The organism is Parendozoicomonas haliclonae, assembly GCF_900174585.1.
GTDB classification, from domain to species: Bacteria; Pseudomonadota; Gammaproteobacteria; order Pseudomonadales; family Endozoicomonadaceae; genus Sansalvadorimonas; species Sansalvadorimonas haliclonae.
Genome location: NZ_FWPT01000004.1, coordinates 177,578 through 200,838, shown reverse-complemented (window position 1 = coordinate 200,838; position 23,261 = coordinate 177,578). Strand labels below are relative to the sequence as shown.

Here is a 23,261-nt window from a genome sequence, read left to right as displayed (position 1 = left end):
CACAGGAGCCGGGTTGACTGAAAGGCTATTGAGAATGGCACAAGAAATAATCAAAGTTCCTGATCTTGGCGGCGACGGCGGCGAAGTTGTAGAGATCAATGTGGCTCCGGGTGACGTAGTCTCTGCTGAAGACACGGTCATGACTCTGGAATCCGATAAGGCAACCATGGAAATTCCGGCACCGAAAGCCGGCAAGGTTGTTGATGTACTCGTGAAGGTGGGTGACACCTTGAACGAAGGCATGGATATGCTGCTGATTGAAACAGAGGCCGCAGAATCACCAGAGCCAGCTCTGGCACCAGTGGAAGACGCACCTGCAGAACAGCCGGCACCCGTTGTTGAAGCCGCACCAGCAGTTGCTGCTGAATCTTCTTCTACTCAAACAGTTGAAGTGCGTGTTCCTGATATCGGTGGTGATAAGGCGCCGGTGGTTGAGATTTCCGTGGCTGTTGGTGATGAGGTGCAGGTTGATGATGCACTGATCACTCTGGAATCCGATAAAGCAACAATGGAAGTGCCTTCCACCCACGCAGGCAAGGTAGTGGCTGTGAACGCCGCTATGGGTGCTGAGTTGGGAGAAGGTGATTTGGTTGTGACTCTGGAAGTTCAGGGCGTTGCACCTGCTCCAACACAGACTCCAGCTGAACAGTCCGCACCGGTTGCTTCGGCACCTGCAGAACAAAAGCCTCAGGCCGCAGCTTCTGTTGTTCCAGCAGCTCAGGCTTCTCAGCCACAAGCTGCACCGGTTAATGCTGGTGTTGTTTATGCTGGCCCAGCCGTGCGCCGGATCGCCCGTGAGTTTGGTGTCGATCTGACTCTGGTTAAAGGTACCGGACCAAAAGGCCGCATCCTGAAAGAGGATGTTCAGAGCTATGTTAAAGAGCAGTTGTCCAAGCCAGCGGTTGCTGCGAATGCTTCTGTTACTTCAGGCTCTGGAATCCCGGCGATCCCTGAAGTGGACTTCAGTCAGTGGGGGGACATTGAAGTTCAGCCTCTGAATAAGCTGCGTAAGGTAGCTGCTGAGAACTTCCAGCGCAGCTGGTTGAACATTCCACATGTGACTCAGTTTGATGATGCAGATATCACTGAGCTGGAAGCTTTCCGTAAAGCGCAAAAGGCAGTTGCTGAAGCGAAGGGCGTGAAGTTGACACCTCTGCCATTCCTGCTGAAAGCAGCGGCCTATGCTCTCAAAGAGATGCCACAGTTCTGTGCGTCACTCTCTGCGGACGGACAGAACCGTATCCTGAAGAATTATGTCAACATTGGTATTGCTGTTGATACTCCTGATGGGCTGGTGGTTCCTGTACTCAAGGATGTGGATAAGAAAGGTCTGTGGGAGCTGGCGGCTGAATGTGCTGAGCTGGCAGACAAGGCTCGTAACAAAAAGCTGAAGCCTGCCGAAATGAAAGGCGGCTGCTTCACACTGTCCAGCCTGGGTTCTATTGGTGGAACAGCGTTTACTCCAATCGTGAACTCTCCTGAGGTTGCGATTCTGGGAATCTCCAAGGCTTCCATGAAACCATTCTGGAATGGTTCCGAGTTTGTTCCTCGTTTGATGCTTCCTCTGTCGCTGTCTTATGACCACCGTGCAATTAATGGTGCAGAAGCTGCACAGTTTGCAGTGCTGTTGTCGACTTTGTTGGCAGATATTCGCAAATTGCTTCTGTAAAAAAGAAGAGTTGGCTAAACAAGGAGAGGAGTCGAAAGGCTCCTTTCTTTTTATGTGATGTTTGATAGCGGAAAATAAAAGAAACCCCCTGTCGTTAATAGCGAGTAGACGATTTTTTTATTTATACAAATATCAAATAATTATTTTTGTTGTTTTATTTATCTCTAATAATTATCAATATTCGATTGTTTGGGGTTGTTTTTATTTTTTTTGAATATGCCGAAGTAAATTTTAATTTTAAGTCTTGAAGTTCGTATATTGGCTGCCGTACCCTAGACAAAACCGATCGATTGTTATCAGCCTCGATCGGTCTTTCCTGATCTGGCTGTATAAATCTGGATGCTAACAGTAAAGGGGAAAGATGATGCTGGAGGGTTGCAAGTCAGCCAAAGAAAGGTGGGGGGGAGTTTCAGACCTTATAGACGGCTGGTTAAATGAACGACAGAACATGCTGGTTCTTTATTGTTCAATGACCGGAGCTGATCCACAGGGGGATGATTCACGCCCTTTACAAGAGAAATTGCGTAATTTCTGCCAATTGCTTGTTGATTATGTATCTGCTGGACATTTTGAAATCTACGAGCAACTTGAACAGGAGGCTGTTGAATTTGGTGATAAGGATGCTTTGGCATCATCCCAGCAGCTGTTCAAGGCTATTCAGAAAAACACAGGTGCATGCCTGGATTTCAATGATAGCTGTGAGACGCTTGGGAATATCGCAGAACTGCAGGCCACACTCTCAATGATTGGAGAGACCTTGGAGGAGCGTTTCTCACTGGAAGATCAATTGATTGCCATGCTGCACAACTCCCATAAAGATGAAGCCGGGGAATATGCGGTAGGTTGAAAGACAGCCAGATAGTAAAAGCCCTCACAGACATTGTCGGTGAGGGCTTTTTTGTGATCAGGTTTGAAGCAGGCGCGGCTAGTTAGCCGCTTTCTGATTCACCTTGATCAGTTCAACCTTGAAGATCAACAGCTCGTTAGGACCAATGCCGCCCTGTGGTGCACCACCAGGGCCGTATGCCAGATCAGATGGGATGTAGAGTTCCCAGACAGAACCTTCCGGCATACCTTGCAGTGCTTCAGTCCAGCCCTGGATAACCTGATTAACCCGGAAGGTCGCAGGCTGACCGCGCTCATAGGAGCTGTCGAAGATGGTGCCATCCAGCAGTTTACCTTCGTAATTAACGGTGACTTCGCTGGAAACGTCAGGCTTGGAGCCTTTACCTTCTGACAGGACTTTGTACTGAAGGCCGGAGTCAGTGGTGACTACGTCAGATTTTTGACCGTTTTCCTTCAGGAACGCTGCACCTTTATCTGCGTTCTTTTGAGCCTGCTCCATCATCTCTTTCTGGCGCTTCTCTGCAGCTTCCATCTGTGCTTTCTGGATGATTTCCATCATCTGTTGCTCAGAAAGAGCCAGCTTCTTATCTGCCAGTGCATCACTGATGCCAGCGACAACCATATTGGTATCGAGATCGCTGTATACCTCTGCCATTCTCGTACCAAACAGAGCACCCAGGCTGTAGCTCAGCTTTTCTGCGTCTGTTACCGGGGCAGTGTTGGTTGCTACTTCGGCGGCTGGAGTGGGTGCTTCTTCCTGTTTAAGGAGTACAGCAATGAGCGCTCCAAGAGAGAGTACAAGAGCTATGACGAGTAGTTTGACTTTCATTACGTTCCCTTTCTGAGGAAAAAATACATAGAAGCTGTCTTAAGCAGCCCATCCTTGTTCAATTTTATGACAAAGACAAGATCCGTGAGTGATATATATGCACAAAATGGCAGTTTTAAACACAAATTTACGATTAAAACTCTATTAATACAGTGTTATTGAGTGATGCAGGCGTTTCTTGTTTTGTTTAATTGTTGTTGTGTGAATGAGTTTGATTGCATGTTGGTTTTGTTGTTTTCTTCTTTCGTTAAGAAGGTGTCAGTGTCGTTAATTGAATTTTTTTTGCAATTATGTAAATGATTAGTCTATGGTCTATGTGAGAAATAGGTATAAAAAAATGTAGTTATTAGAATTAGTTTTTACGGGTGTTGGTTGTTGATTTGAAGAGCAGTTTGTTCGTTAGGTGGTGGGATGTGTAGTAACGAATTGCTGTCAGTTTTAGTTTGGAGTTAATAAGTCGAAAAATAAAATATTGTAGTTTTCAGCATTGGTTTTGGTTGACGCTGGCTGAGTAAAAAGGATTTTGAATCAGCCTTATAAATGAAGGCTGAGAAAAGCAGGAAAATTTAGCAGTAAAAGGATTTAAGTAGGCTGTCCATGAAGGGATGGCTGAAATCGGCCAGAGTCGCTATCGCTCATGTCGGGGCTCCGAGGTACTGAATAAGCGCGATGGCATCTGGATACCAGACGGCAAGGCACTGCCTGAAGGTATCGCGCTTGCAAGTGCTAAATGGAGAAAGCTATGAGTAATGTTGAAAAGGACTTCGACAAGTCCGAGGCCGCAAGCCGGGAAGCCGGTGCTGCAGCCAAAAAACGGGCTCCTGCTCGTAAGAAGACGGCTAAGAAAACAGCCGCTCGTAAAACCACCCGCAAATCTACGGCCAAAAAGACTACCGTGAAGCGTAAGACTACTGCTCGCAAGTCCACTGCCCGTAAGACTGCAGCCAAGAAAACCACCGCTCGTAAGTCGACTGCCCGCAAGTCTACTGCACGTAAGACTGCAGCCAAGAAGACTACCGCCCGCAAGTCCACTGCCCGCAAGACTGCGGCCAAGAAGACTACTGCGAAGCGTAAGACGACTGCTCGCAAGTCCACTGCCCGTAAGACTACGGCCAAGAAGACTACTGCGAAGCGTAAGACTACCGCTCGTAAGTCGACTGCCCGCAAGTCTACTGCACGTAAGACTGCAGCTAAGAAGACTACCGCCCGCAAGTCCACTGCCCGCAAGACTGCGGCCAAGAAGACCACTGCCAAGCGTAAGACTACCGCCCGCAAGTCGACTGCACGTAAGACTGCAGCCAAGAAGACTACTGCGAAGCGTAAGACTACCGCCCGCAAGTCGACTGCCAAGAAGACTGTAAGAAAGACTGCAGCCAAGCGTAAGCCAGCTGCTCGCAAGTCGACCGCCAAGAAGACTGTACGCAAGGCTGCTGCCAAGCGTAAGCCAGCTGCCCGTAAGTCAACTGCCAAGAAGACTGTACGTAAGGCCGCTGCCAAGCGTAAGCCAGCTGCTCGCAAGTCAACTGCCAAGAAGACTGTACGCAAGGCTGCCGCCAAGCGTAAGCCAGCTGCCCGTAAGTCGACTGCCAAGAAGACTGTACGTAAGGCTGCTGCCAAGCGTAAGCCAGCCGTTCGCAAGTCCACTGCCAAGAAAGCTGCTGTGAAGCGCAAGCCAGCTGCTCGCAAGGCCGTAAGAAAGACTGCGAAGAAGCGTAAGTAATATCATTCCTTCGGAATGAAACCACTAACGGGGCTATTCAGCCCCGTTATTTATTTTTAGCTTCCCTCTTTCTATCAGTAGGAATGAAGTACTGATCAGCCTAAAATCCGCCCCATGATCAAATTAAGCAATGTCAGTATTTTACGCGGTGGCAAGCGTTTGCTGTCGGACAGCAACCTTGTTATCCATCCCGGGCAAAAGATTGGTCTGACTGGAGTAAATGGCTCCGGTAAATCGACTTTGTTTGCCCTGATCCTGGGAAACATTCATGCCGATAATGGTGATTTCTCTATTCCCTCTGGCTGGCGCATTGCGCACATGGCTCAGGAAGTTGAGGCGCTTGAGCAGGCTGCAGTCGAATATGTGCTGGACGGCGACCATGAACTTCGTCGCATAGAGCGAGGCATTGCGGAAGCAGAAGCCAGTGGCGACGATAATGCACTGGCCAGACTGCATGCCGACTTCGATGCTCATCACGGCTATACAGCCCGGTCCCGTGCCGAACAGCTTATGCATGGCCTTGGGTTTAATCAGGGCCAGATAAACCGGAGCGTGAAAGACTTCTCCGGTGGCTGGCGTATGCGCTTGAACCTCGCCCGCACTCTGATGTGCCCTTCTGAGCTGCTGTTGTTGGACGAACCGACCAACCACCTGGATATGGATGCCATCCTCTGGCTGGAAGAATGGTTAAAGTGTTATCCGGGCACACTGCTGCTGATTTCCCATGACCGGGACTTCCTCGACAATATTGTTGAGAACATTGCCCATATCGAGAAGCAGGAGATTACTCTTTATCGCGGCAACTACTCTGCCTTTGAGCGGATTCGTTCAGAGCGTCTGGCACAGCAGCAGGTCATTTTTGAACGTCAGCAGCGTGAGCAGGAACGCCTGACCAAGTTTATTGAACGCTTCCGTGCCAAAGCCACCAAGGCGCGTCAGGCCCAGAGTCGCATTAAAGCGCTGGCTCGAATGGAGTCTGTGGCACCGGCACATATTGATTCTCCATTTACCTTTAGGTTTCCACTCTCCGACAAACTTTCCAGCCCTCTGATCTCCGTTCGTGATGCCGGGTTGGGTTATGACGTCGAGATTCTGAAGAAGGTAACTCTCAGCCTTCAGCCAGGCGACAGCATTGGTCTGCTTGGACCTAATGGTGCTGGTAAATCTACGCTGGTGAAAACGCTGGCCGGTGAACTCCAGAAGCTTGCCGGTGAGGAACAGCGGGGCGAGCACCTGCGTATTGGTTACTTTGCCCAACATCAACTGGAAGCTCTGGATATGAAAGCCTCCCCGGCTACTCATATTCAGCGTATGTCTCCGGAAGCTCGTGAGCAGCAGATTAAAGACTTTCTGGGGTCTTTTGGCTTCCGTGGCGAGAAGGTTGATGAACTGGTCGGATCCTTCTCCGGTGGTGAGCAGGCGCGTCTGGCTCTGGCAATGATTGCCTGGCAGAAACCAAACCTTCTGTTGCTTGATGAACCAACCAACCATCTGGACCTTGAAATGCGCCACGCTCTGACCATGGCACTGCAAGAGTTTGATGGTGCGATGGTGCTGGTGTCCCACGATCGTCATTTGCTGCGATACACCGTGAATGATCTCTATCTGGTTCACGATGGCAAGGTCGATGTCTATGAAGGCGATCTGGACGAATATTCCAGTTGGCTGGCAAAGATCAAGCGGGAAGAAGTTAATAAGGCGAATGAGCTTGAGGGAACGGTTCCTTCAGAGTTACGCGTGACAGCTCAGGACAAGAAAGCCAAAAAGCGTCTGGAAGCCGAGCTGCGGCAAAAGTTGCGCCCTTACCGTCAGGCTGTAGAGAAGCTGGAGAACCAGCTGGATAAGCTCCAGCAGGAACTGGCCAAGATTGAAGAGCAGCTGGGTGATATGTCTCTCTATGAAGACTCTGCCAGGGATCAGCTGAAAAAGCTGCTTGATAAGCAGGCAGAGCTCAGCAAACAGGCCTCTGATGTTGAAGAGCAATGGATGCTGGCTTCTGAAGAGCTGGAAACGGCGGAAGAGAACCTGACCAATCTGGCAGACTAACTTCCCAGTAGAAAGCTCCTCAGGGAGCTTTCTACTGGATTGGTAACGGAAGAGCCGTGCGATTCACAGGGTTTCTCAGAACAAAACTGGAGTGAGCGCCCGTTACGCCCTCCAGTGGCGTAATTTTGGTGATCAGGAACTCATGGTAGTGTTCCATATCCGGAACGATGACTTTCAACATGTAATCTGCAGACTGCCCCGCAATCAGATGGCACTCCATCACTTCTGGATAATTAAGAACCTGTCGCTCAAAACTCTCGAAGCGTTCCGGGGTATGTCGGTCCAGACTGATATGCACAAAGGCACAGAGTTTGAGCCCCAGAGCTGATGGGTTGAGGCGAGAAACCTGGTCAATAATTATCCCGCTCTCTTCAAGCGCTTTAACCCGTCTCAGGCAAGGTGAAGGCGATAAACCGATCTTGTCTGCAAGGTCCTGGTTAGTGATCCGGGCGTTCTTCTGAAGCTCATCCAGAATGCGTAAGTCGTGGCGATCAAGTTTCATGAATTTCTACTGCAAATTCAGAGGGTTAAAACAAAATTTCAAAAATCCTTAAGGATTGGAATTTTATAGCTAAACGACCGCGCGGGTGACTGTAGTTTGCAATCTTTGTTCAGAAATATGGTTTAAAATTAGCGTGTCGCCGTGATCTATGCCTCTGCATAAACCAATCAATGCGTCAGAGGCAGTTTCTAATAATTTACTATTGTCCATATATATACGGCTTAAGGGGTAGTCCTTGTCTTCATCCATAAAAGCAGCAGATGTAACTGCAGTAGGTCTGATGACCTTTGCGCTGTTTTTGGGCGCAGGAAATATGATATTTCCACCTTACCTGGGACAGGTTGCCGGACCTGATCTTGTTGTCGCCATTCTAGGCTTCCTGTTAACAGGTGTAGGCCTACCGCTACTGGGTGTCATTGCCACTGCCCGTTTGGGTGGAGGTCTGAGCAGCTTTACCCGTGATCTCCCTTCCTGGGTGGCCATGGTTGTTGGTCTGGTGCTTTATCTCTCCATCGGCCCCCTGTTTGCGGCCCCACGGACCGGTATCGTTGCCTGGGAAATGAGCTTCGCCGGCGCATTCCCGGATGCTGAATACGGCCAGATGATTTATAGCATCGCTTTCTTTGGCGTTACCTTGTTGCTATGTCTGTTTCCGGGCCGCCTGATCGATAACATCGGCAAAATCATTACTCCAATGCTGGTACTGGTATTGCTAGCCATTGCAGCTGGTGTCTTCCTGTTCCCTCTGGGTGAGCTGGGTACCGTAACCGGTATTAAGGACAGTGCCTTCTCCTGGGGCTTCCAGCAGGGTTACCAGACTATGGACACCCTGGCCTCTCTTGCCTTTGGTATCGTAATTATCACTGCGCTGCGTCAGCGTGGGGTGACTGACAAAAATGAGATGACCCGCTACACCATCACTGCTGGTGTGATTGCGGCGGTGGGTCTGGCAGCGGTTTACCTGACACTGGCTTACCTGGGTGCGACCAGCCACAGTGTGATTCCTGGTGCTGAAAACGGTGCAGATATTCTGACCGCGTACATCGAAGGCCTGTATGGCTCCTGGGGTACGGTTCTTCTGGGTATTTCCATCACTCTGGCCTGTCTGACAACTTCCGTAGGTCTGATGACGGCCTGTGGTGAGTACTTCAGCGAAGTGCTGCCGATGCTGGGTTATCGTGGTTGGGTGATCCTGTGTACGCTGGTGAGCGCCCTGATTGCCAACGTTGGTCTGACCCAGCTGTTGGAAGTCACAATCCCTGCATTGCTGATCATCTACCCGTTTGCGATTGCTTTGATCCTGCTGGCACTGGTGCGTGGTTTCCTGAAGTCACCGATCAAGACTTATATGATGACTTTGTTGCCAGTGTTTGTTGTTGGCCTTGTTGATGGTCTGGCAGCGAGTGGTGTGACCTGGGCTGCGGGTATCTCTGAAGGTGTTCTGTCCTGGTTGCCGTTGCATGCGGACAGTCTGGGCTGGCTGGCACCGGGCCTTGCAGGGTTTATGCTGTCCCTTGCCGGTGGCAGCAAAGAGAATCTTGCAGAAGCCTGATCTGTTGGGATCTTGATCCCATTGATACGAAAAAGGCTGCCATCTGGCAGCCTTTTTCTTGATGGAAGAATTAAACGTCTTCTTCCTGAACTGTGTCCAGACGCCCCAGCAGAGCGCCGACCTTTTCAGACCAGGACTGCAGTTCGCCACGCAGTTCAATGTTTTCCTTTTCCAGCTTTTCTTTCGCTTCGCGCAGCTCGTCGATTTCAAGACGATAGATGCCGATAGTTTCAATTGCGCTTTGGATTTTGGATTCGAGCTGGGTTAAGGATTCGATGGACATAAGTTGTATCTCATGATCAGTAAATATACCCGCTCATATTAGGAGTTTAAGTAGCTGCGAGTAAATAACAATAGACCGGTATGTTACACGTTTAAACCAAAATCGGGATAAATAGACACGTTTAGATGGCGAATAGATGTTTTTGTAAGTAAAAGACGATGGTCTTCAATCGGGCGAAGTGAGCAACGCTTTCTATAATCAAGCCGGTAAAGCGTCGTGGTAACAAACAATGCATAGGGTATCAGGGGCATTTGGATCGATTGTTTCCCGGAAAAATGTTTCTGATGAAGCCATGCGTGCTTTTTGCATCACTACGATGGAAGGCTGGACGGTAGACGACTATCTGACCCATTACTCCATACGATTTGTGTCGTCTGATATTGAGCAGGAGTTTCTAAAACTAATCCTTGCCGTTGCCCGGTATGTACTGGATATCTGTTATTCCCTCGACCTGACCAGTTACAACTTGTCGGAACTGCCGGATGATCTGCTAGAACGTCTGGAAGAGGTGCCAGAGTAACGGAACAATCAGAGCGGTTATGGCGCCAGTCAAAGCCAACCCCAGGCTGGAAAATGCACCGGTGACAGGGTCCAGTTCAAAAGCTCGTGCTGTACCAACGGCATGGGATGTCAGGCCAAGAGTAAAGCCACGTACAGCCTTGTTGTGAATATTCATACGATCCATCAGCGCCGGGCCAACAAGTGCGCCGACAATACCAACAAATATCACAGTTCCGGCCGCTAAAGGCGGGATGCCACCAATACTCTCAGTGACCGCCATGGCGATAGGCGTGGTGACAGACTTGGCTGCAAGAGATAAAAGTGTGGTTGCACTGGCTCCGGTAAACCAGGCAAAAGCCAAAGCTATGGCTGGTGCAAGCAGAAAGCCAACCAGTAAGGTGATCAGCAGAGCCTTTGCATGGCTGCGTATCAAGTGGAGCTGCTGATAAAGAGGAACTGCCAGAGCAACAGTAGCGGTACCCAGTAAAAGGCTGAAGATCGCCATATTGTCTTTGTAGTTGTCATAGGAAACACCGGTCAGCTGCAGAAAGACAGTAATACTTAATACGGCGATCAGAATCGGATGCAAAAGAGGAAAGCGACCACACTTCTCGTAGATGCGCTGACCCAGCAGAAAGGCACCGACAGTTAATGTGATTCCGACAAGCGGGCTATCGGCTATAAAAGACAGTCGTTCGGTAAAGTCGGCGTTCAGGAGTTTATTCATTGTTGTTCTCCTGAGCGATCAGCTTATCCATTAGCAGCGCGACAATGATGATGGTCAGAATGGTTCCAAACGTTGCCGCTACCAAAATCGGGATAATCTGGTCTTCAGCATCAGCAAGGTAATAGCCAAAACCTGTTGCCGCAGGAATAAGGAGCAAGCCAAGATAATGGATGAGAAACTGGCTGCTTTTATCCACACTCTCCGGGACAAAACCTCTGACCGCGAGATAGGCAAATAGCAAAAACATTCCCAGAACCGGGCCGGGTAAAGGAAGGTTCAGCAAGCGTGTACCAAGCTCACCGAAGGTCTGAAACAGCAGAAGAATAAACAGGCCACGCATAACCAATACTTTGAAGTTTTTGTCAGGTTACCGGATAGGCGAAACCCGGCAGGAGAGCATCCTGCCGGTTAACAACACTCAGTTGCTGGATGCAGGCTTACGTACAAGTTCGAGAATACCAAGCAGTGCGTAGCCGATAAAGCACACCAGCGTCCAACCCGGAATACTGAGGCCAAGGAATACCCATTGTACTTCTGCGCAGTCACCCGTCCCGCTGAGCATCACCGACATCAGCTCAACAATGGGCATGACTTCAACGAGATACTCCAGGCTTGGCAGGCAAGCGGGAACGGCATCAGGCGGCAGATGCTGGATATAGAGCTGGCGGATGGCGAGCGCCGCGCCCATCAGAGCAAACAGCAAAATAAACCCACCATAAACACGTTTGCCTTTTCCCGTCGGGTTGTGAATCCAACCAATCAGGCCCACCAGACCAAGTGCCAGCACAGCAATGCGCTGGCTCATGCACAGTGGGCAGGGCTCAAGCTCCATAATATGTTCAAAGAACATGGCACCGGCAATCAGGCCGGCGGAGGAAAGAAAGATCAGTAAATACAGGAGTCGGGATGTAGGTAACGTCATGTTGATCCTGGTTATTTGCTTTGTCTGACTGCCCTGCTCATCAGATGAACGGGCAGCCTGTAATTAGTCTGCAGCAACCATGCGTATCAATAAGGTCTGTTTTCCAGCTCAGGCCTTTATCTCTTCTGAAGTAAAGTATTCATGAAGAAAGGTCGCAAAGTCCACAGTGTCAGACATTTCCTTATCAGCCAGATCATGCAGAGATCTTTCTGCGATATCATCAAAATAGCCCTGACGCTCCGAATCCAGCTTTTGGGAACGCAGCTTGTCATCCTGTATCCGGGACTGTTGAGCGGAATAGCCACGGAATGACTGTCCACCTTCCAGAACCTTCAGGATAATCGCCGATGGTGTCAGCGACACATCATTCAGTTTCTTACCTTCACTGCTCAGACTTTCCTGATACAGAGAGGTTCCGCTGACGTTATCGAGGAGCTCTGCAATCGGCTGCATACGTTCCAGCAGCTCAGCACCCCATTCGGTCAGCCCTCGTGGGCGGCTGCCATCGTGAAGTTGAAGGTCTGGCTTACGTCCCTCACGTACACTCAGGCCAAAGTTGCTGGCGATAATGTCGCATTCGTCATCGGAGATTTCAGGACTGTCTTCCAGAGCACAGAACAGCAGGAAGGTATCCAGAAAACGGGCCTGAGCCGCATTAATACCCAAAGGCATGAGTGGGTTGATGTCGAGACAGCGTACTTCAATGTACTCAACACCACGCTCTTTCAGGGCGACAACCGGCTTCTCTCCGGACTGCGTCACTCGCTTGGGACGAATCGTGCTGTAGTACTCGTTCTCGATCTGAAGAAGATTGGTATTGAGTTGACGGTACTGACCGTCCGAGCCTTTCACACCAATTTTTTCATAGTCCGGGTACGGAGTATGAATGGCGCTCCAGAGGCTTTCGACATAGTTATCCAGCGTGTTGTAGCAGATCGCCAGGCTGGATTGGGCATCACTGGTGTAACCCAGATCACTCATACGCAGGGAGGTTGCCCAAGGCAGATACCAGGTCTGGTCATCCAGACGATCAAGTCCGTGCTGATCGTTGCCTTCCAGGAAGCTGGCGTCCACCGCTGGGGATGAACCGAACAGATAGCTCAGCAGCCAGGCATAACGGCGGAAGTTGCGAATCAGCGCAAAGTAACTGGCAGATTGGTAGTCCTGTGCAGAAAGATCACTGCTGTCACCATCGGCTTTGCGGATAATTTCCCAGAACTGTTCTGGCAGAGAGAAGTTGTAATGAATACCGGCAATAGTCTGCATCGCTTTACCATAGCGATGAGCCAGACCCTGACGGTAAACATACTTCATCTGGCCGATATTGGAGTCGCCATAGGTGGCGATGGGAATCAGATCATCACCCTGCAGAACCGGCGGCATGCTGGTGGCCCAGATAAACTCACCTTCTGGCAGTTTGTTCAGGGCTTCGGTGTGCAGTTCGCTCAGGAAGTTCAGTGCATCTTCCGGGTTCAGATAAACCGGCGTGATGAATTCCAGCAGCGCTTCGGAATAGTCAGTGGTGATGTAAGGATGTGTCAGTGTGGAGCCCAGCGCACGCGGGTGCTGGATCTGTGAGAGCTGGAGATCGGGTGTTACCCGCAGCCCCTCTTTCTCTATGCCATGCTGAATCTGCTGCAGGCAGGCCTTGTTGTCTCCCTCGGATAAAATCTGGAGACGGTGCGAGAATCTGGCAGACAAGATATAACCTTTCTGGTGTCGTATCAGCACGCCAGCCATGAAGCCATGTGGCGGTGCTCATAACAGTCAGTAATACCACAGGAACCAAGCACTATACATCGGCTGTCGACAAGCGCAAAGAGCTAACATTAGAACTGGCACCTGTAGTATCACTGCCCTAATACGGACGTGCCATGCCCCGATTAAGGTGACATGGCACAACTACTTTATACGTCTGGTTTACTTACGCAGTTTCTTGGCATTGGCAAACAGATCAGCAAATGAGCCGCCTGCCGGAGCCTTGCTCTGGCCACCACGGTTCTGGTTGCCTGCAGGGCGATTATTGCCACGGGAGCTTGCGTTCTGGCCACCACGAGGGGCCTGGCTGCGGCCACCGTTTCTGTCGTTACGGGCTGGACGCTGGCTCTGCTCGGCAGGCTGCGCATTGGCATCGTCAGACAGACGCATGGTCAGAGCAATACGACGACGTTCGACGTCCACTTCCAGAACCTTCACACGCACAACGTCACCGGCCTTAACCACTTCGCGAGGATCCTTCACGAACTTGCTGGACAGTGCGGAGATGTGAACCAGACCGTCCTGGTGAACACCGATATCCACAAACGCGCCAAAGTTGGTCACATTGCTGATCACACCTTCCAGTTCCATGTTCAGCTTGAGGTCTTTGATGTCCTCAACGCCTTCCTGGAACTTGGCGGTTTTGAACTCAGGGCGAGGGTCACGGCCCGGCTTGTCCAGTTCCTTGATGATGTCAGTCACAGTTGGCAGGCCAAATGTTTCATCAGTGAAGTCAGCCGCATTAACGCCACGCAGGAACAGAGTGTCACCAATCAGACCACGGACATCGCGGGTGAACTTGGCAGCAATATTCTCAACCACAGGATAGGCTTCTGGGTGAACCGCAGAACGGTCCAGCGGGTTGTCGCCGTTCATAATTCGCAGGAAGCCGGCACACTGTTCAAAGGTCTTGTCGCCGAGGCGGGAAACCTTCTTCAGCTGCTCACGGTTAGCAAACGCACCGTTCTCGTCGCGGTAGCTGACGATGTTCTGGGCGATAGTAGCGTTCAGACCGGAAACACGGGTCAGCAGTGCGCTGGAAGCAGTGTTCACATCAACACCCACGGCGTTTACACAGTCTTCCACCACCGATTCCAGAGAACGGGCCAGGTGAGTCTGGGACACGTCGTGCTGGTACTGACCAACACCGATAGCCTTAGGCTCGATCTTAACCAGTTCAGCCAGTGGATCCTGCAGACGACGGGCAATGGATGCCGCGCCACGGAAGGAGACATCCAGATCCGGGAATTCCTTGGCCGCCAGTTCAGAAGCAGAGTAAACAGAAGCGCCAGCTTCACTCACCACGATCTTGGACAGGTTCAGTTTCGGGAACTGCTTGATCACCTCTGCCGCAAAACGGTCGGTTTCACGGGAAGCTGTACCATTGCCGATCGCGATCAGTTCCACATTGTGCTTGAGAACCAACTTGGCAATGGTGCCGAGGGATTCTGTCCACTTGTTGTGAGGGACGTGCGGGAAGATGGTGGTGTGATCAACCAGCTTGCCGGTGCCATCACAAACAGCAACCTTAACACCGGTACGCAGACCAGGGTCGAGGCCGATGGTGGCGCGAGGGCCGGCAGGGGCAGCCAGCAGCAAATCGCTCAGGTTCTTGGAGAACACCTTGATGGCTTCTTCTTCCGCGGATTCACGGATGCGGCCCATCAGTTCGGTTTCCAGCTGCGGCAGCAGCTTTACACGCCAGGTCCAGCGAACGGTATCTTTCAGCCACTTGTCAGCAGCACGACCTTCGTCCTCAATGCCCCAATGCTCGGCAATGGTCAGCTCGCAAGGGTGAGTGACGGTGCGGTCTTCAGTACCTTCAATAATTACGGAGGCAGACAGCAGGCCGGAGTTACGACCACGGAATATCGCCAGTGCACGGTGGGATGGCGTGGTCTTCAGTGGCTCGTTATGTTCAAAGTAGTCACGGAACTTGGCCGCTTCCTGTTCCTTGCCGGTCATGACTCGGCTGGACAGGATGCCTTCTTCCCACAGGAAATCACGCAGACGACCGATCAGGTCAGCGTCTTCACTGAAGCGTTCCATCAGGATGTACTTGGCGCCATCCAGAGCGGCTTTAACGTCTTCAACGCCCTTCTCGGAATCAATAAACTTGGCAGCTTCAGCTTCCGGGTTCAGGGATGGGTCATTGAACAGCGCGTCAGCCAGTGGCTCCAGGCCCGCTTCGATAGCGATCTGGCCCTTGGTGCGGCGCTTAGGCTTGTAAGGAAGGTAAAGGTCTTCAAGGCGGGTCTTGGTGTCGGCCGAGTTGATGGCCTTTTCCAGTTCCGGGGTGAGCTTGTCCTGCTCGGCAATGCTCTTCAGAATCGCATCACGGCGCTCTTCCATCTCGCGCAGATAGCGCAGACGTTCTTCAAGGTTACGCAGCTGGGTATCGTCCAGCCCGTTGGTCACTTCTTTCCGGTAACGGGCAATAAACGGTACGGTGGCTCCTTCATCGAGAAGTTGCACGGCCGCGGACACCTGCTGCTCCCTGACATTCAGTTCAGAGGCGATGCGCTGAAAGATGCTCTCCATCAACTATTCTCTATGCGTCTTATAGGGCAAAGCAGGGATTATACCGATGAAGGGCTGAGTTCCCAGCCTTCATCGGTTTCCGGGCAGGTTTTTATCAGAGAAGTGGGGTGTTTATACCGCGATGGCGAAGACACCGGGAGCCACTTCCTGGGATTGGTAGAGCTTGGATGGGTCCACACACTGGGTGATTGGTACCGGCACCCACAGGCCATTGATGTAGAGATCCACCGTCTCAACCAGCGGCTTGCTGTCATCCCGTTTCTTGGTCTGGCAGTTCTCCCGCTTCATACCGGCCAGCTGCTGCATACGGTTCTCGGCTTCAGTCTGGGCGGTCTTGGGTTTGTCAGACAATTTCTTGTATTCCCGCTGGAGAATGTTCTGCATCTCCTTGGAGCGGCTGACCACCATAAAGGTTTTTTCCAGACGTTTAGCCGGATCAAGGATACGGCTTGGTCGGGCTTCAAATTCCACCGGATCATGATCATCGAAGTACCGCTCCGGATAATAGTCATGAATATGCCGGGCCTGGTTCGAGAAAATAAAGTTACCGCTCTTGTCGATCATATAAGCCAGACTGGCCGTAGGGACTTCATGGCTTTTCAAGTCCGCAGGTTGCAAACCGGAATCACTCAATACCTGGGCAACAGCCTGTGAACAGAATGAATATTTACCTTTGGCCTTGGCGTTCTCTGGTGTTGGCAGCTGAATATGAGCCAGCATTTTGGTCAGGCCGATCAAGGCGCCGGGAATATTGTAAAAGGTCGTGTGTTCGGTCAGGTGGTCCGCACTGTGTTTAAACTGGGCAACTTTATCATCACTCAGTTTATGCTTTATCGGCAGAATCCAGGCACTGGAATATTCTTCCCGATAGGTTTCCATAATCTCTTCCAGCGTAAAGGTGCCCACACCGCGGATGTCTGTCGTGACAAAAAGCAAGTCGGCCGGATCTGTGCTGGCTGGGTCGGCACCCTCTTTGTGACCGATCATCATGCAGACGTGCCCCATTGGCAGAGGCTCATCGCCAGCAGAAAGCTTGATCATCGCCTGACCCCAGTTACTGCTGCTTTCAAAGATCAGCAGATCTCCGGGCTTCATCACCGGATTGTCACCATTGCTGCTTTTATCACTGACTTTGGAGACGCCACTGGCACCAGAAACCGTAGAGTCAGAAGACAGGCTCGAGAGAGAATCCAGGCTGCTGGAGTTGCTCATGGTTCCCCGGCCACTGTCCATACTGCTGATGCTGCCAGAGCTGGAACTGGTAGAGACCTTGCGCTGTCGCTGGTTATCGAGCATGGCTCTGTAGTCTGTTTCCGAATCACGGGGAATATATCCTGGTGTTGGACGAGCTGTGCGCTGCACCGTGCGATGATTGTGCGTCACCTTGCTGTATGCAGATGGGTTAGATTGGCTCTGCATCCAGTCGCTTAACTGTTGTTTGATGGCTTGTTTGTCTGCCGGATTCATACGGTTCATAGTTTCTCTCCCAATCATATTTTTTGCTTATATGATGACCATAGGAGGGAACCGGAAAGCCGGAAATGGGACTTAGGTGGGAGCTCCGACCAAGGTGGCAGGAGAAATAGTCCTGTTCCCGCGTTCGAGCATGGGAACAGGACAGCCATAAGACCAAGGTCTTAATGACGGGTTTCGCCTTCACCCAGCAATGAGGCAACATCCTGTTCAGTAAAGGTGTAGCGGGTGTTGCAGAACTGGCAGTCCATATCGATCTGGCCCTGCTCTTCCAGCATCTCACGCAGATCAGCCGGTGCTACAGTTGCCAGAGCATTACCGGTACGCTCGCGGGAACAGTTGCACACATACTTCACTTCCTGAGCATCAAACAGACGCACATCTTCCTCTTCGTGATAGAGACGGTGCAGCAGATCTACCGTTGGCAGACTTTGCAGTTCATCCTGCTTTAGAGTGTCTGCCAGGAAGGTCACATGCTGCCATCTTTCGGCAGTGGTTTTGGCATCAGCATCTTTGCTGGCAGGCAGAGCCTGGAGCAGGAATCCGCCGGCCTGATTGCCGTCGCAGCTAAGCCACAGGCGAGTCGGCAGCTGCTCTGATTGTGCAAAGTAACTGCTCAGGCTTTCAGCCAGGTTTTCCCCTTCAAGGGCAACCAGACCCTGGTAGCGAGCGCCTTTAACCGGGTCAATGGTAATCACCAGATGACCATCTGGCAGCAGTGCGTGCAGGCCGGTGGTGGTTGGGGTCAGTTGCTCGTCATCCCAGCGGGCAATACCGCGGAAGGTGCGCTGGTCGGTACACTCGACCATCAGCAGGGAAACCGGGCCGGAAGAACGAGCCTGAAGAGTCATACGACCTTCAAACTTCAGAGTAGTGCTTAACAGGACAGCCGCGGCAGCCAGCTCTCCCAGCAGCTCTTTGATCATCTGCGGGTAAGCATGGGGAGCCAGAGCTTCCTGCAGGCTGGCGTTCAGCTGTACACGTTCACCGCGGATATCTGTGTTGTCGAAAATAAAACGCTGGGCGACATCGGTCTGCATCATGGGTTTGGGCAATGCCTGTAGTTTTCAAACAGAAGGCCTTTATTATACCTGTTTGAATCGTAATTCCAGCGCAGGCAATGCGTATACCGTTGTAGAAATTGGAAGGCAGGCCATCCCGGCTCCTTATAGAAAGCATCTTTACAGGCCGGGATGATAAGAAATCCGTTACGGTTAAAGGTCTTCCAGCCCCGGTTTATCGCCAACAGATTTATTGTTCAGGCTACGCATGGCGGTTTGTAGGAAGGCCGAGAGCTGTTCATACATATCTGCTAATACCGAGGGCTCATTCAGCTCTTGTGCTGAAGGCTGTGGCCCCAGCTGGTAGCGGAAGAGTTCCGGGTTCAGCTCCGGCTGTTTGACCAAAACCTTATCCCCTTTGATGAAAGCCACCAGAGGATCATTGCCGGACGGTTTGACGATAGCAAAACCAGGATCGTTCTCTGGCAGTGCCAGAATGTTTCGTCCCCAGCAGTGTTGAGCAAACGGCTTGCCGAACAGGCTGGTCGCGGTTGGAACAACATCAAGTTGCGACATCACCTTATTATTGGTCGCACCAACAGCTTCCCGCAGTCCGGGAGCGATCATCAACACCGGAACATGGTGACGAAGCAGATCAACCGGCGTCACCATGTCGTTAACGCTGAAACCATGATCCCCAACCAATACAAATAATGTGTTGTTGTACCAGGGCTTCTGTTTGGCATCTTTAAAGAACTCCCCGAGTGCCCAGTCGGAATAACGCATGGCAGTCATGCGTTCATTGCGGGAGCCCATGGAAGTTACCGGTTCAATCTCCAGCTGCTCCGGCACGGCATAAGGCATATGGTTGGAGAGGCTTTGCAGCATCGCAAAGAAGGGTTTGCCTTTGTTGTTCAAGGCATCCAGTTCTTCCAGTGCCCGGTTAAACATGTCTTCGTCGGAAACACCCCAGGTCGGATCAATAAACTTGGGATTCTTCATCTCGTCACGGCCGACAAAATGCGTAATCCCCTGGTTACCAAAAAAGCCTAACTGGTTATCCCAGTTGAAAGCGCCGTTATAAACATAGGCATTGCTCTCATACCCCAAGTCACTCATAACGGCAGGATAACCGCTGAAATGGGTATGCCCTTCTTCACTCTGCATCAGGTACTCGTTACCCGGTGTGTTGGGAAAACAGGCGAAGGTCGCGAACATTCCTTGATGGGTATGAGTACCGTTTGAAAAAGCCCGGGTGAACAACAAGCCTTCTTCAGTCAGCGCATCAAAGTACGGCGTAATATTATTTGTATCTCCCTCGGCACCAATAAAGCGCGAGGAAAAACTTTCCATCAGGATATAGACAACGTTGGTGACGTTATCGGGCAGCAGTCGTTCTTTTGGAGTGGTTTCCCGGTAAAGCGCAAGCGACCTGGGATCCAGCAGCTTGTCTTCCGGCTGCAGAATCATTTGTCGGGTGATATCCAGTGCGGCCTGATTCTCCATGGCTGTCAGCCAGACTGTGTTGGAGTCTTTCTTATCCCCCAAACGTTCGATAGCTTTGATAAAGGTATAAACGCCATTCAGGGCAAGATGGTTGGCAAAGGGACTCTGGCTGTGAACAGCATCTCCCCAGCGTAACGGTGCACCACTGCGGATTGTTCCGCCCCGAAAGCCAACGGCCAGCAGAAACATCACGACAATAAAGGCCGGCACCCGTGGCCACCAGGCTTTTACACCCGATGCATACTCCGGTTCCCGAAAACATTTATCCAGCCATGTGTAGACCGTGAACATGACGGCCAGACAGACAGCCCAGACGATCAGGAGCGTAAAGAAGGGCGTACCGTTAATGATCATGCTTATTACGGTGGCCGGATCTTCATTCAGATATTGAACGGCGATGCTGTTCAGACGGGTATGAAACTCATCGTAGAAAACCGGTTCGACCAATGCGACGAGAATCATGATCCCTGAAAGTATCATCAACCAGGCGACCCAGAAACTGCGCGCAGACAAGCCTCTGGGAAACAGCAGGCCGAAAGCCATGGGAAGAATAGTTGCAGAGCAGATTATCAAGTCGAACCGAAGACCAACCCAAAAGCCCATGGCGATTTCACTGCCGGGTGCGTGAGTGGCCAGTTCGCTGTTCCAGTAGAACAGTAGCAGTCGGGCAAGAGAACTTAGAGCCATCAGGCTCAGGAAGGAGCAGACCATAAACATCAGGTCTGATTTCAGGGAATATCGTTTCATCCGGTCAGGTGTAATTGCTAGATAATCGTTATACGACACCGGCTTCCAGTAATAGTTCTGGTTATAGGTTTAAATACTGGCCGCAGAGCAGAAAGTCCGAGAAGTTCCTGCCACCATCGCCTGAAAAATTGCTGATAAGATAGTTCAGTTTCTCTATACACCAGCTGAATTATGTAACTGAACCATCACAAGGGAGTGCCATGTCTTCTCACCAACCTTCCCGATTGCAGGCCGCCCTCTGGAAAATGCAGGACGGGTTTTATAACGCAGCTATCAAGATGGAGCGTTCAAGGGCCGGGCTGCAGCTGGAGCAGATATCCGTTGGCAATATTAATTTCTCTCTTCTGCGGGGTGGGAAGCCTGGGGCTGAAACCATTCTCATGGTGCATGGCTTTGGCGCAGATAAAGACAACTGGATTCATCTGGCCGGGCAGTTGGGGGATCAATACCAGATTCTGGCCGTTGATCTGGCTGGCCATGGTGAAAGCAGTCAGGAATCAGATAATCAGGGCAATCCTCTGAACTTTGAGATTCCCGCTCAAGCAGACCGAATCAAGGCTTTGCTGGATCAGCTTGGTATCGCCAAGGTTCACTTTATTGGCAACTCCATGGGCGGAGCCATAGGCCTGCAGTTTGCCGCTTCTCATCAAGATGCACTGCACACGCTTATGCTGGTGGATAATGCTGGTATCGAATCCCCGGTGCAGAGCGAGTTCTTCCAGCTGCTGGAGAAGGGTGAGAACCCGCTGATTGCTCGGGAGAAGGGCGATTACGAGGTGCTTATGAGCTTTGTAATGAGTAAGCGACCATTTATGCCCTGGCCAGTTCCTGCCGTGCTTGAGCGGAAAGCTATTGCCCGAGCAGCCCTCAATGACACCATCTTTGCCGATATGCTCAAATCCCGCGATGAAATGGGTAACCCTGAGCAGATTGAAGCAATACTCGCTGCCATCACCGTCCCGTCTTTAGTGATCTGGGGAGAAGAAGATCGGGTGCTCGATATTTCCAGTATCGAAGTGATGGCGAAATATATGCCGAACCTGAAGTCTGTCACCCTGCCCGGGATTGGCCATGTTCCTATGCTGGAGGCTCCCAAGAAGGTTGCTACAGCCTTCCGTCAGTTTGCCGGGAGCGTATAGAGCACTTCTCTGGCAGTACCGCGAACAGGCTGTACTACACTGGCGCCCAATAATTCCAAGCTATAAATGGGCGCCAGATGATTACGGCTACAGCCTTCCTGATATGGGCCTACCTTTTGCCGGCTCTGAACGAGCTTCCCCACACTATTTATGATCGGGGGCAGGATCTTGGTGCCTGGATGTATGGCTTTAACAGCCGGGAGGTTATGGCTGATGGCTGTCTGACCCGGTATCTGGAACGCGGGGAAGGCCCAACTCTGTTGATGCTTCATGGTGTTGGTGTCAGTAAAGAGGTCTGGCTGTTGATGGCGCCCTACCTGCGTAACTACCGCCTGATTATTCCCGACCTTCCAGGCCATGGTCAGAGCTGTCGTGATCTGGAGCGCAATTACCGGCTTGAGGGCATGACCCAGTGGCTTGAGGCATTCAGCTCTGGCCTTCATCTTGGGTCAGTCCATATTGCAGCCCATTCCGTTGGGGCCTCTATTGCCGGCTGGTACGCTGCTGGATTACCGGAACAGGTGCAGACATTGACGGCCATAGCACCGGCGGGCATTGAGCAAGTGCCTGCGGATATCAAGAAGCTCTCACCTTTCATGCATGAACTGGTAACGACAGGCGAGAACCAGTTGCTGGCAAAAGATGTGACGGACTTCTCCCGGGTGATGAATATGGGTGTTGAGAAACAACCCTGGCCGTGGATGGTGTGGTTTGGTTATCGGTTGCTGGCCTGGGAATATCTGCGTAATCAGGAGTATACCGATCGGGCTATACAGGGGATGCTGGAAACCCGTGAGGATCTCCAAAGTGGCAAGATCAACAGCACCGGCCTGTTTAGTGATATCACCATGCCGACCCAGGTGATATGGGGCGAGCGTGATGCGGTCATGGATGTTGCCGGAGCCGATGTAATCGAAAGTTATCGGGCAGATATCCCGGTTCATCGTCTGCCCGGAATCGGTCATGGCCCCATGCTGGAGGATGCCCGGCAGAGTGCCGAGCTATTGGATGATTTTATTCAGGCGTATCTCTATCCAGCGCCTGAGGGGAGTAATGATCAGGAAGACGATTGATCAAACCAGATCTTTTGTACGGCCATAAACAGAATTGCAGTGCTCCATCCAAACATCAGAATACCAATCATGGACTCTATGCCGCTGAGCAGCCGCCCTTCCCCGGCGATCACGATGTCACCATAACCCACAGTTGTGTAGGTGATAATGGAAAAATAGAACGCATCAGCAAAGGATGTAATAGCAGGACTATTAATCAGTCCCCAGTACACACCTGCCCACAATAAAACCTGAAGGATATGCAGGCATAACAGGAAGACTGCGATACAACTCAAAGCCAGAATACCGGTGAAATCACCAAAAATGCGTTTGGCGAAGCGGGATTCATAGCGGAAATAGCGAACCAGCGCTGCCGTACCTCCTGAATGGATAAGTACGCACAGCACAAGCATAAATGCGCCAAAAATAATGGCTTGAAGAAGCACA

The 23,261-nt window shown here is 51.3% G+C and carries 20 protein-coding genes; 8 read left to right on the top strand and 12 right to left on the bottom strand.

Annotated features, from left to right (window positions below; translation table 11 throughout):
- Positions 1–34 precede the first annotated feature (34 nt).
- Both aceF and rsd read left to right on the top strand, forming a co-directional pair.
- The gene (gene aceF, locus EHSB41UT_RS10070; protein WP_087109357.1) at positions 35–1,669 is read left to right on the top strand and encodes a dihydrolipoyllysine-residue acetyltransferase; all 1,635 of its coding nucleotides are present in this window, start codon (positions 35–37) and stop codon (positions 1,667–1,669) included.
- Positions 1,670–2,030: 361 nt separating this feature from the next.
- On the top strand, positions 2,031–2,516 hold the full coding sequence (rsd, locus tag EHSB41UT_RS10065) for a sigma D regulator (RefSeq protein ID WP_341350348.1): 486 nt from the start codon (positions 2,031–2,033) through the stop codon (positions 2,514–2,516).
- Between the two features lie 78 nt (positions 2,517–2,594).
- Here the strand turns inward: rsd and bamJ are convergent, their stop codons facing one another.
- Positions 2,595–3,344, bottom strand: a complete 750-nt coding sequence (gene bamJ, locus EHSB41UT_RS10060; RefSeq protein ID WP_087109354.1) for a BamJ family beta-barrel-assembly machinery protein — start codon at positions 3,342–3,344, stop codon at positions 2,595–2,597.
- Between the two features lie 742 nt (positions 3,345–4,086).
- Between bamJ and EHSB41UT_RS10055 the strand changes: the two genes are divergently transcribed.
- Both EHSB41UT_RS10055 and EHSB41UT_RS10050 read left to right on the top strand, forming a co-directional pair.
- Positions 4,087–5,064, top strand: a complete 978-nt coding sequence (locus EHSB41UT_RS10055; RefSeq protein ID WP_087109352.1) for a histone H1-like repetitive region-containing protein — start codon at positions 4,087–4,089, stop codon at positions 5,062–5,064.
- 114 nt (positions 5,065–5,178) lie between these two features.
- Positions 5,179–7,110: an ATP-binding cassette domain-containing protein gene (locus EHSB41UT_RS10050; RefSeq protein WP_087109350.1), complete on the top strand. Its 1,932-nt coding sequence runs from the start codon at positions 5,179–5,181 to the stop codon at positions 7,108–7,110.
- 31 nt (positions 7,111–7,141) lie between these two features.
- Here the strand turns inward: EHSB41UT_RS10050 and EHSB41UT_RS10045 are convergent, their stop codons facing one another.
- Positions 7,142–7,612, bottom strand: coding sequence for an Lrp/AsnC family transcriptional regulator (locus EHSB41UT_RS10045; protein WP_087109348.1), 471 nt, complete (start codon positions 7,610–7,612; stop codon positions 7,142–7,144).
- A 235-nt stretch (positions 7,613–7,847) separates the two neighbouring features.
- Between EHSB41UT_RS10045 and brnQ the strand changes: the two genes are divergently transcribed.
- Positions 7,848–9,164: a branched-chain amino acid transport system II carrier protein gene (gene brnQ / locus EHSB41UT_RS10040; protein ID WP_087109346.1), complete on the top strand. Its 1,317-nt coding sequence runs from the start codon at positions 7,848–7,850 to the stop codon at positions 9,162–9,164.
- A gap of 70 nt (positions 9,165–9,234) precedes the next feature.
- On the opposite strand, the gene zapB is transcribed toward brnQ, so the two are convergent.
- Entirely contained in the window at positions 9,235–9,447 is a 213-nt protein-coding gene (gene zapB, locus EHSB41UT_RS10035) for a cell division protein ZapB (protein WP_087109344.1), read from the bottom strand.
- 229 nt (positions 9,448–9,676) lie between these two features.
- On the opposite strand from zapB, the gene EHSB41UT_RS10030 reads away from it, so the two are divergent.
- Positions 9,677–9,967 carry a hypothetical protein gene (locus EHSB41UT_RS10030; protein WP_133060463.1) on the top strand — a complete coding sequence of 97 codons (291 nt, stop codon included), beginning with the start codon at positions 9,677–9,679 and terminating at the stop codon, positions 9,965–9,967.
- Here the strand turns inward: EHSB41UT_RS10030 and EHSB41UT_RS10025 are convergent.
- The 8 genes from EHSB41UT_RS10025 to EHSB41UT_RS09990 form a co-directional block, all read right to left on the bottom strand.
- Positions 9,938–10,675, bottom strand: a complete 738-nt coding sequence (locus EHSB41UT_RS10025) for an LrgB family protein (RefSeq protein WP_087109340.1) — start codon at positions 10,673–10,675, stop codon at positions 9,938–9,940. The genes EHSB41UT_RS10030 and EHSB41UT_RS10025 overlap by 30 nt on opposite strands.
- Positions 10,668–11,015, bottom strand: a complete 348-nt coding sequence (locus tag EHSB41UT_RS10020) for a CidA/LrgA family protein (protein ID WP_087109338.1) — start codon at positions 11,013–11,015, stop codon at positions 10,668–10,670. Before EHSB41UT_RS10020 ends, EHSB41UT_RS10025 begins: the two co-directional genes overlap by 8 nt.
- Positions 11,016–11,093: 78 nt before the next feature.
- A complete protein-coding gene (locus tag EHSB41UT_RS10015; RefSeq protein ID WP_087109336.1) occupies positions 11,094–11,597 on the bottom strand; it encodes a disulfide bond formation protein B in 504 nt (167 codons plus the stop codon).
- Positions 11,598–11,705: 108 nt separating this feature from the next.
- Complete coding sequence (gene gshA, locus EHSB41UT_RS10010; protein WP_242667275.1) at positions 11,706–13,298, bottom strand: glutamate--cysteine ligase; 1,593 nt, start codon at positions 13,296–13,298, stop codon at positions 11,706–11,708.
- A gap of 219 nt (positions 13,299–13,517) precedes the next feature.
- On the bottom strand, positions 13,518–15,896 hold the full coding sequence (locus EHSB41UT_RS10005; protein ID WP_087109332.1) for a Tex family protein: 2,379 nt from the start codon (positions 15,894–15,896) through the stop codon (positions 13,518–13,520).
- 111 nt (positions 15,897–16,007) lie between these two features.
- The gene (locus EHSB41UT_RS10000) at positions 16,008–17,372 is read right to left on the bottom strand and encodes a hypothetical protein (protein WP_087109330.1); all 1,365 of its coding nucleotides are present in this window, start codon (positions 17,370–17,372) and stop codon (positions 16,008–16,010) included.
- A gap of 161 nt (positions 17,373–17,533) precedes the next feature.
- Positions 17,534–18,412 (bottom strand): Hsp33 family molecular chaperone HslO, encoded by an 879-nt coding sequence (gene hslO, locus EHSB41UT_RS09995; RefSeq protein WP_087109328.1) that lies wholly within the window; start codon positions 18,410–18,412, stop codon positions 17,534–17,536.
- 171 nt (positions 18,413–18,583) lie between these two features.
- On the bottom strand, positions 18,584–20,623 hold the full coding sequence (locus tag EHSB41UT_RS09990; protein ID WP_087109326.1) for an LTA synthase family protein: 2,040 nt from the start codon (positions 20,621–20,623) through the stop codon (positions 18,584–18,586).
- 200 nt (positions 20,624–20,823) lie between these two features.
- Here EHSB41UT_RS09990 and EHSB41UT_RS09985 point away from each other — a divergent pair, with 200 nt between their 5' ends.
- Together EHSB41UT_RS09985 and EHSB41UT_RS09980 are read left to right on the top strand one after the other, a co-directional pair.
- The gene (locus EHSB41UT_RS09985; RefSeq protein WP_087109324.1) at positions 20,824–21,762 is read left to right on the top strand and encodes an alpha/beta fold hydrolase; all 939 of its coding nucleotides are present in this window, start codon (positions 20,824–20,826) and stop codon (positions 21,760–21,762) included.
- A gap of 77 nt (positions 21,763–21,839) precedes the next feature.
- Positions 21,840–22,835, top strand: a complete 996-nt coding sequence (locus EHSB41UT_RS09980; RefSeq protein ID WP_087109322.1) for an alpha/beta fold hydrolase — start codon at positions 21,840–21,842, stop codon at positions 22,833–22,835.
- Here EHSB41UT_RS09980 and EHSB41UT_RS09975 read toward each other — a convergent pair.
- Entirely contained in the window at positions 22,820–23,260 is a 441-nt protein-coding gene (locus tag EHSB41UT_RS09975) for a potassium channel family protein (protein WP_087109320.1), read from the bottom strand. The two genes, EHSB41UT_RS09980 and EHSB41UT_RS09975, sit on opposite strands and share 16 nt — an antisense overlap.
- Position 23,261 lies beyond the last annotated feature (1 nt).

Bases quoted from the DNA above. Each gene is read 5' to 3' on its own strand.
- EHSB41UT_RS10025 (WP_087109340.1), bottom strand. From the start codon at position 10,675: ATGAATAAACTCCTGAACGCCGACTTTACCGAACGACTGTCTTTTATA.
- EHSB41UT_RS10030 (WP_133060463.1), top strand. From the start codon at position 9,677: ATGCATAGGGTATCAGGGGCATTTGGATCGATTGTTTCCCGGAAAAAT.
- EHSB41UT_RS10005 (WP_087109332.1), bottom strand. From the start codon at position 15,896: ATGGAGAGCATCTTTCAGCGCATCGCCTCTGAACTGAATGTCAGGGAG.
- rsd (WP_341350348.1), top strand. From the start codon at position 2,031: ATGATGCTGGAGGGTTGCAAGTCAGCCAAAGAAAGGTGGGGGGGAGTT.
- bamJ (WP_087109354.1), bottom strand. From the start codon at position 3,344: ATGAAAGTCAAACTACTCGTCATAGCTCTTGTACTCTCTCTTGGAGCG.
- EHSB41UT_RS09985 (WP_087109324.1), top strand. From the start codon at position 20,824: ATGTCTTCTCACCAACCTTCCCGATTGCAGGCCGCCCTCTGGAAAATG.
- EHSB41UT_RS09980 (WP_087109322.1), top strand. From the start codon at position 21,840: ATGATTACGGCTACAGCCTTCCTGATATGGGCCTACCTTTTGCCGGCT.
- EHSB41UT_RS10045 (WP_087109348.1), bottom strand. From the start codon at position 7,612: ATGAAACTTGATCGCCACGACTTACGCATTCTGGATGAGCTTCAGAAG.
- EHSB41UT_RS10055 (WP_087109352.1), top strand. From the start codon at position 4,087: ATGAGTAATGTTGAAAAGGACTTCGACAAGTCCGAGGCCGCAAGCCGG.
- hslO (WP_087109328.1), bottom strand. From the start codon at position 18,412: ATGATGCAGACCGATGTCGCCCAGCGTTTTATTTTCGACAACACAGAT.
- EHSB41UT_RS10000 (WP_087109330.1), bottom strand. From the start codon at position 17,372: ATGAACCGTATGAATCCGGCAGACAAACAAGCCATCAAACAACAGTTA.
- zapB (WP_087109344.1), bottom strand. From the start codon at position 9,447: ATGTCCATCGAATCCTTAACCCAGCTCGAATCCAAAATCCAAAGCGCA.
- EHSB41UT_RS10015 (WP_087109336.1), bottom strand. From the start codon at position 11,597: ATGACGTTACCTACATCCCGACTCCTGTATTTACTGATCTTTCTTTCC.
- EHSB41UT_RS09990 (WP_087109326.1), bottom strand. From the start codon at position 20,623: ATGAAACGATATTCCCTGAAATCAGACCTGATGTTTATGGTCTGCTCC.
- EHSB41UT_RS10020 (WP_087109338.1), bottom strand. From the start codon at position 11,015: ATGCGTGGCCTGTTTATTCTTCTGCTGTTTCAGACCTTCGGTGAGCTT.
- EHSB41UT_RS10050 (WP_087109350.1), top strand. From the start codon at position 5,179: ATGATCAAATTAAGCAATGTCAGTATTTTACGCGGTGGCAAGCGTTTG.
- aceF (WP_087109357.1), top strand. From the start codon at position 35: ATGGCACAAGAAATAATCAAAGTTCCTGATCTTGGCGGCGACGGCGGC.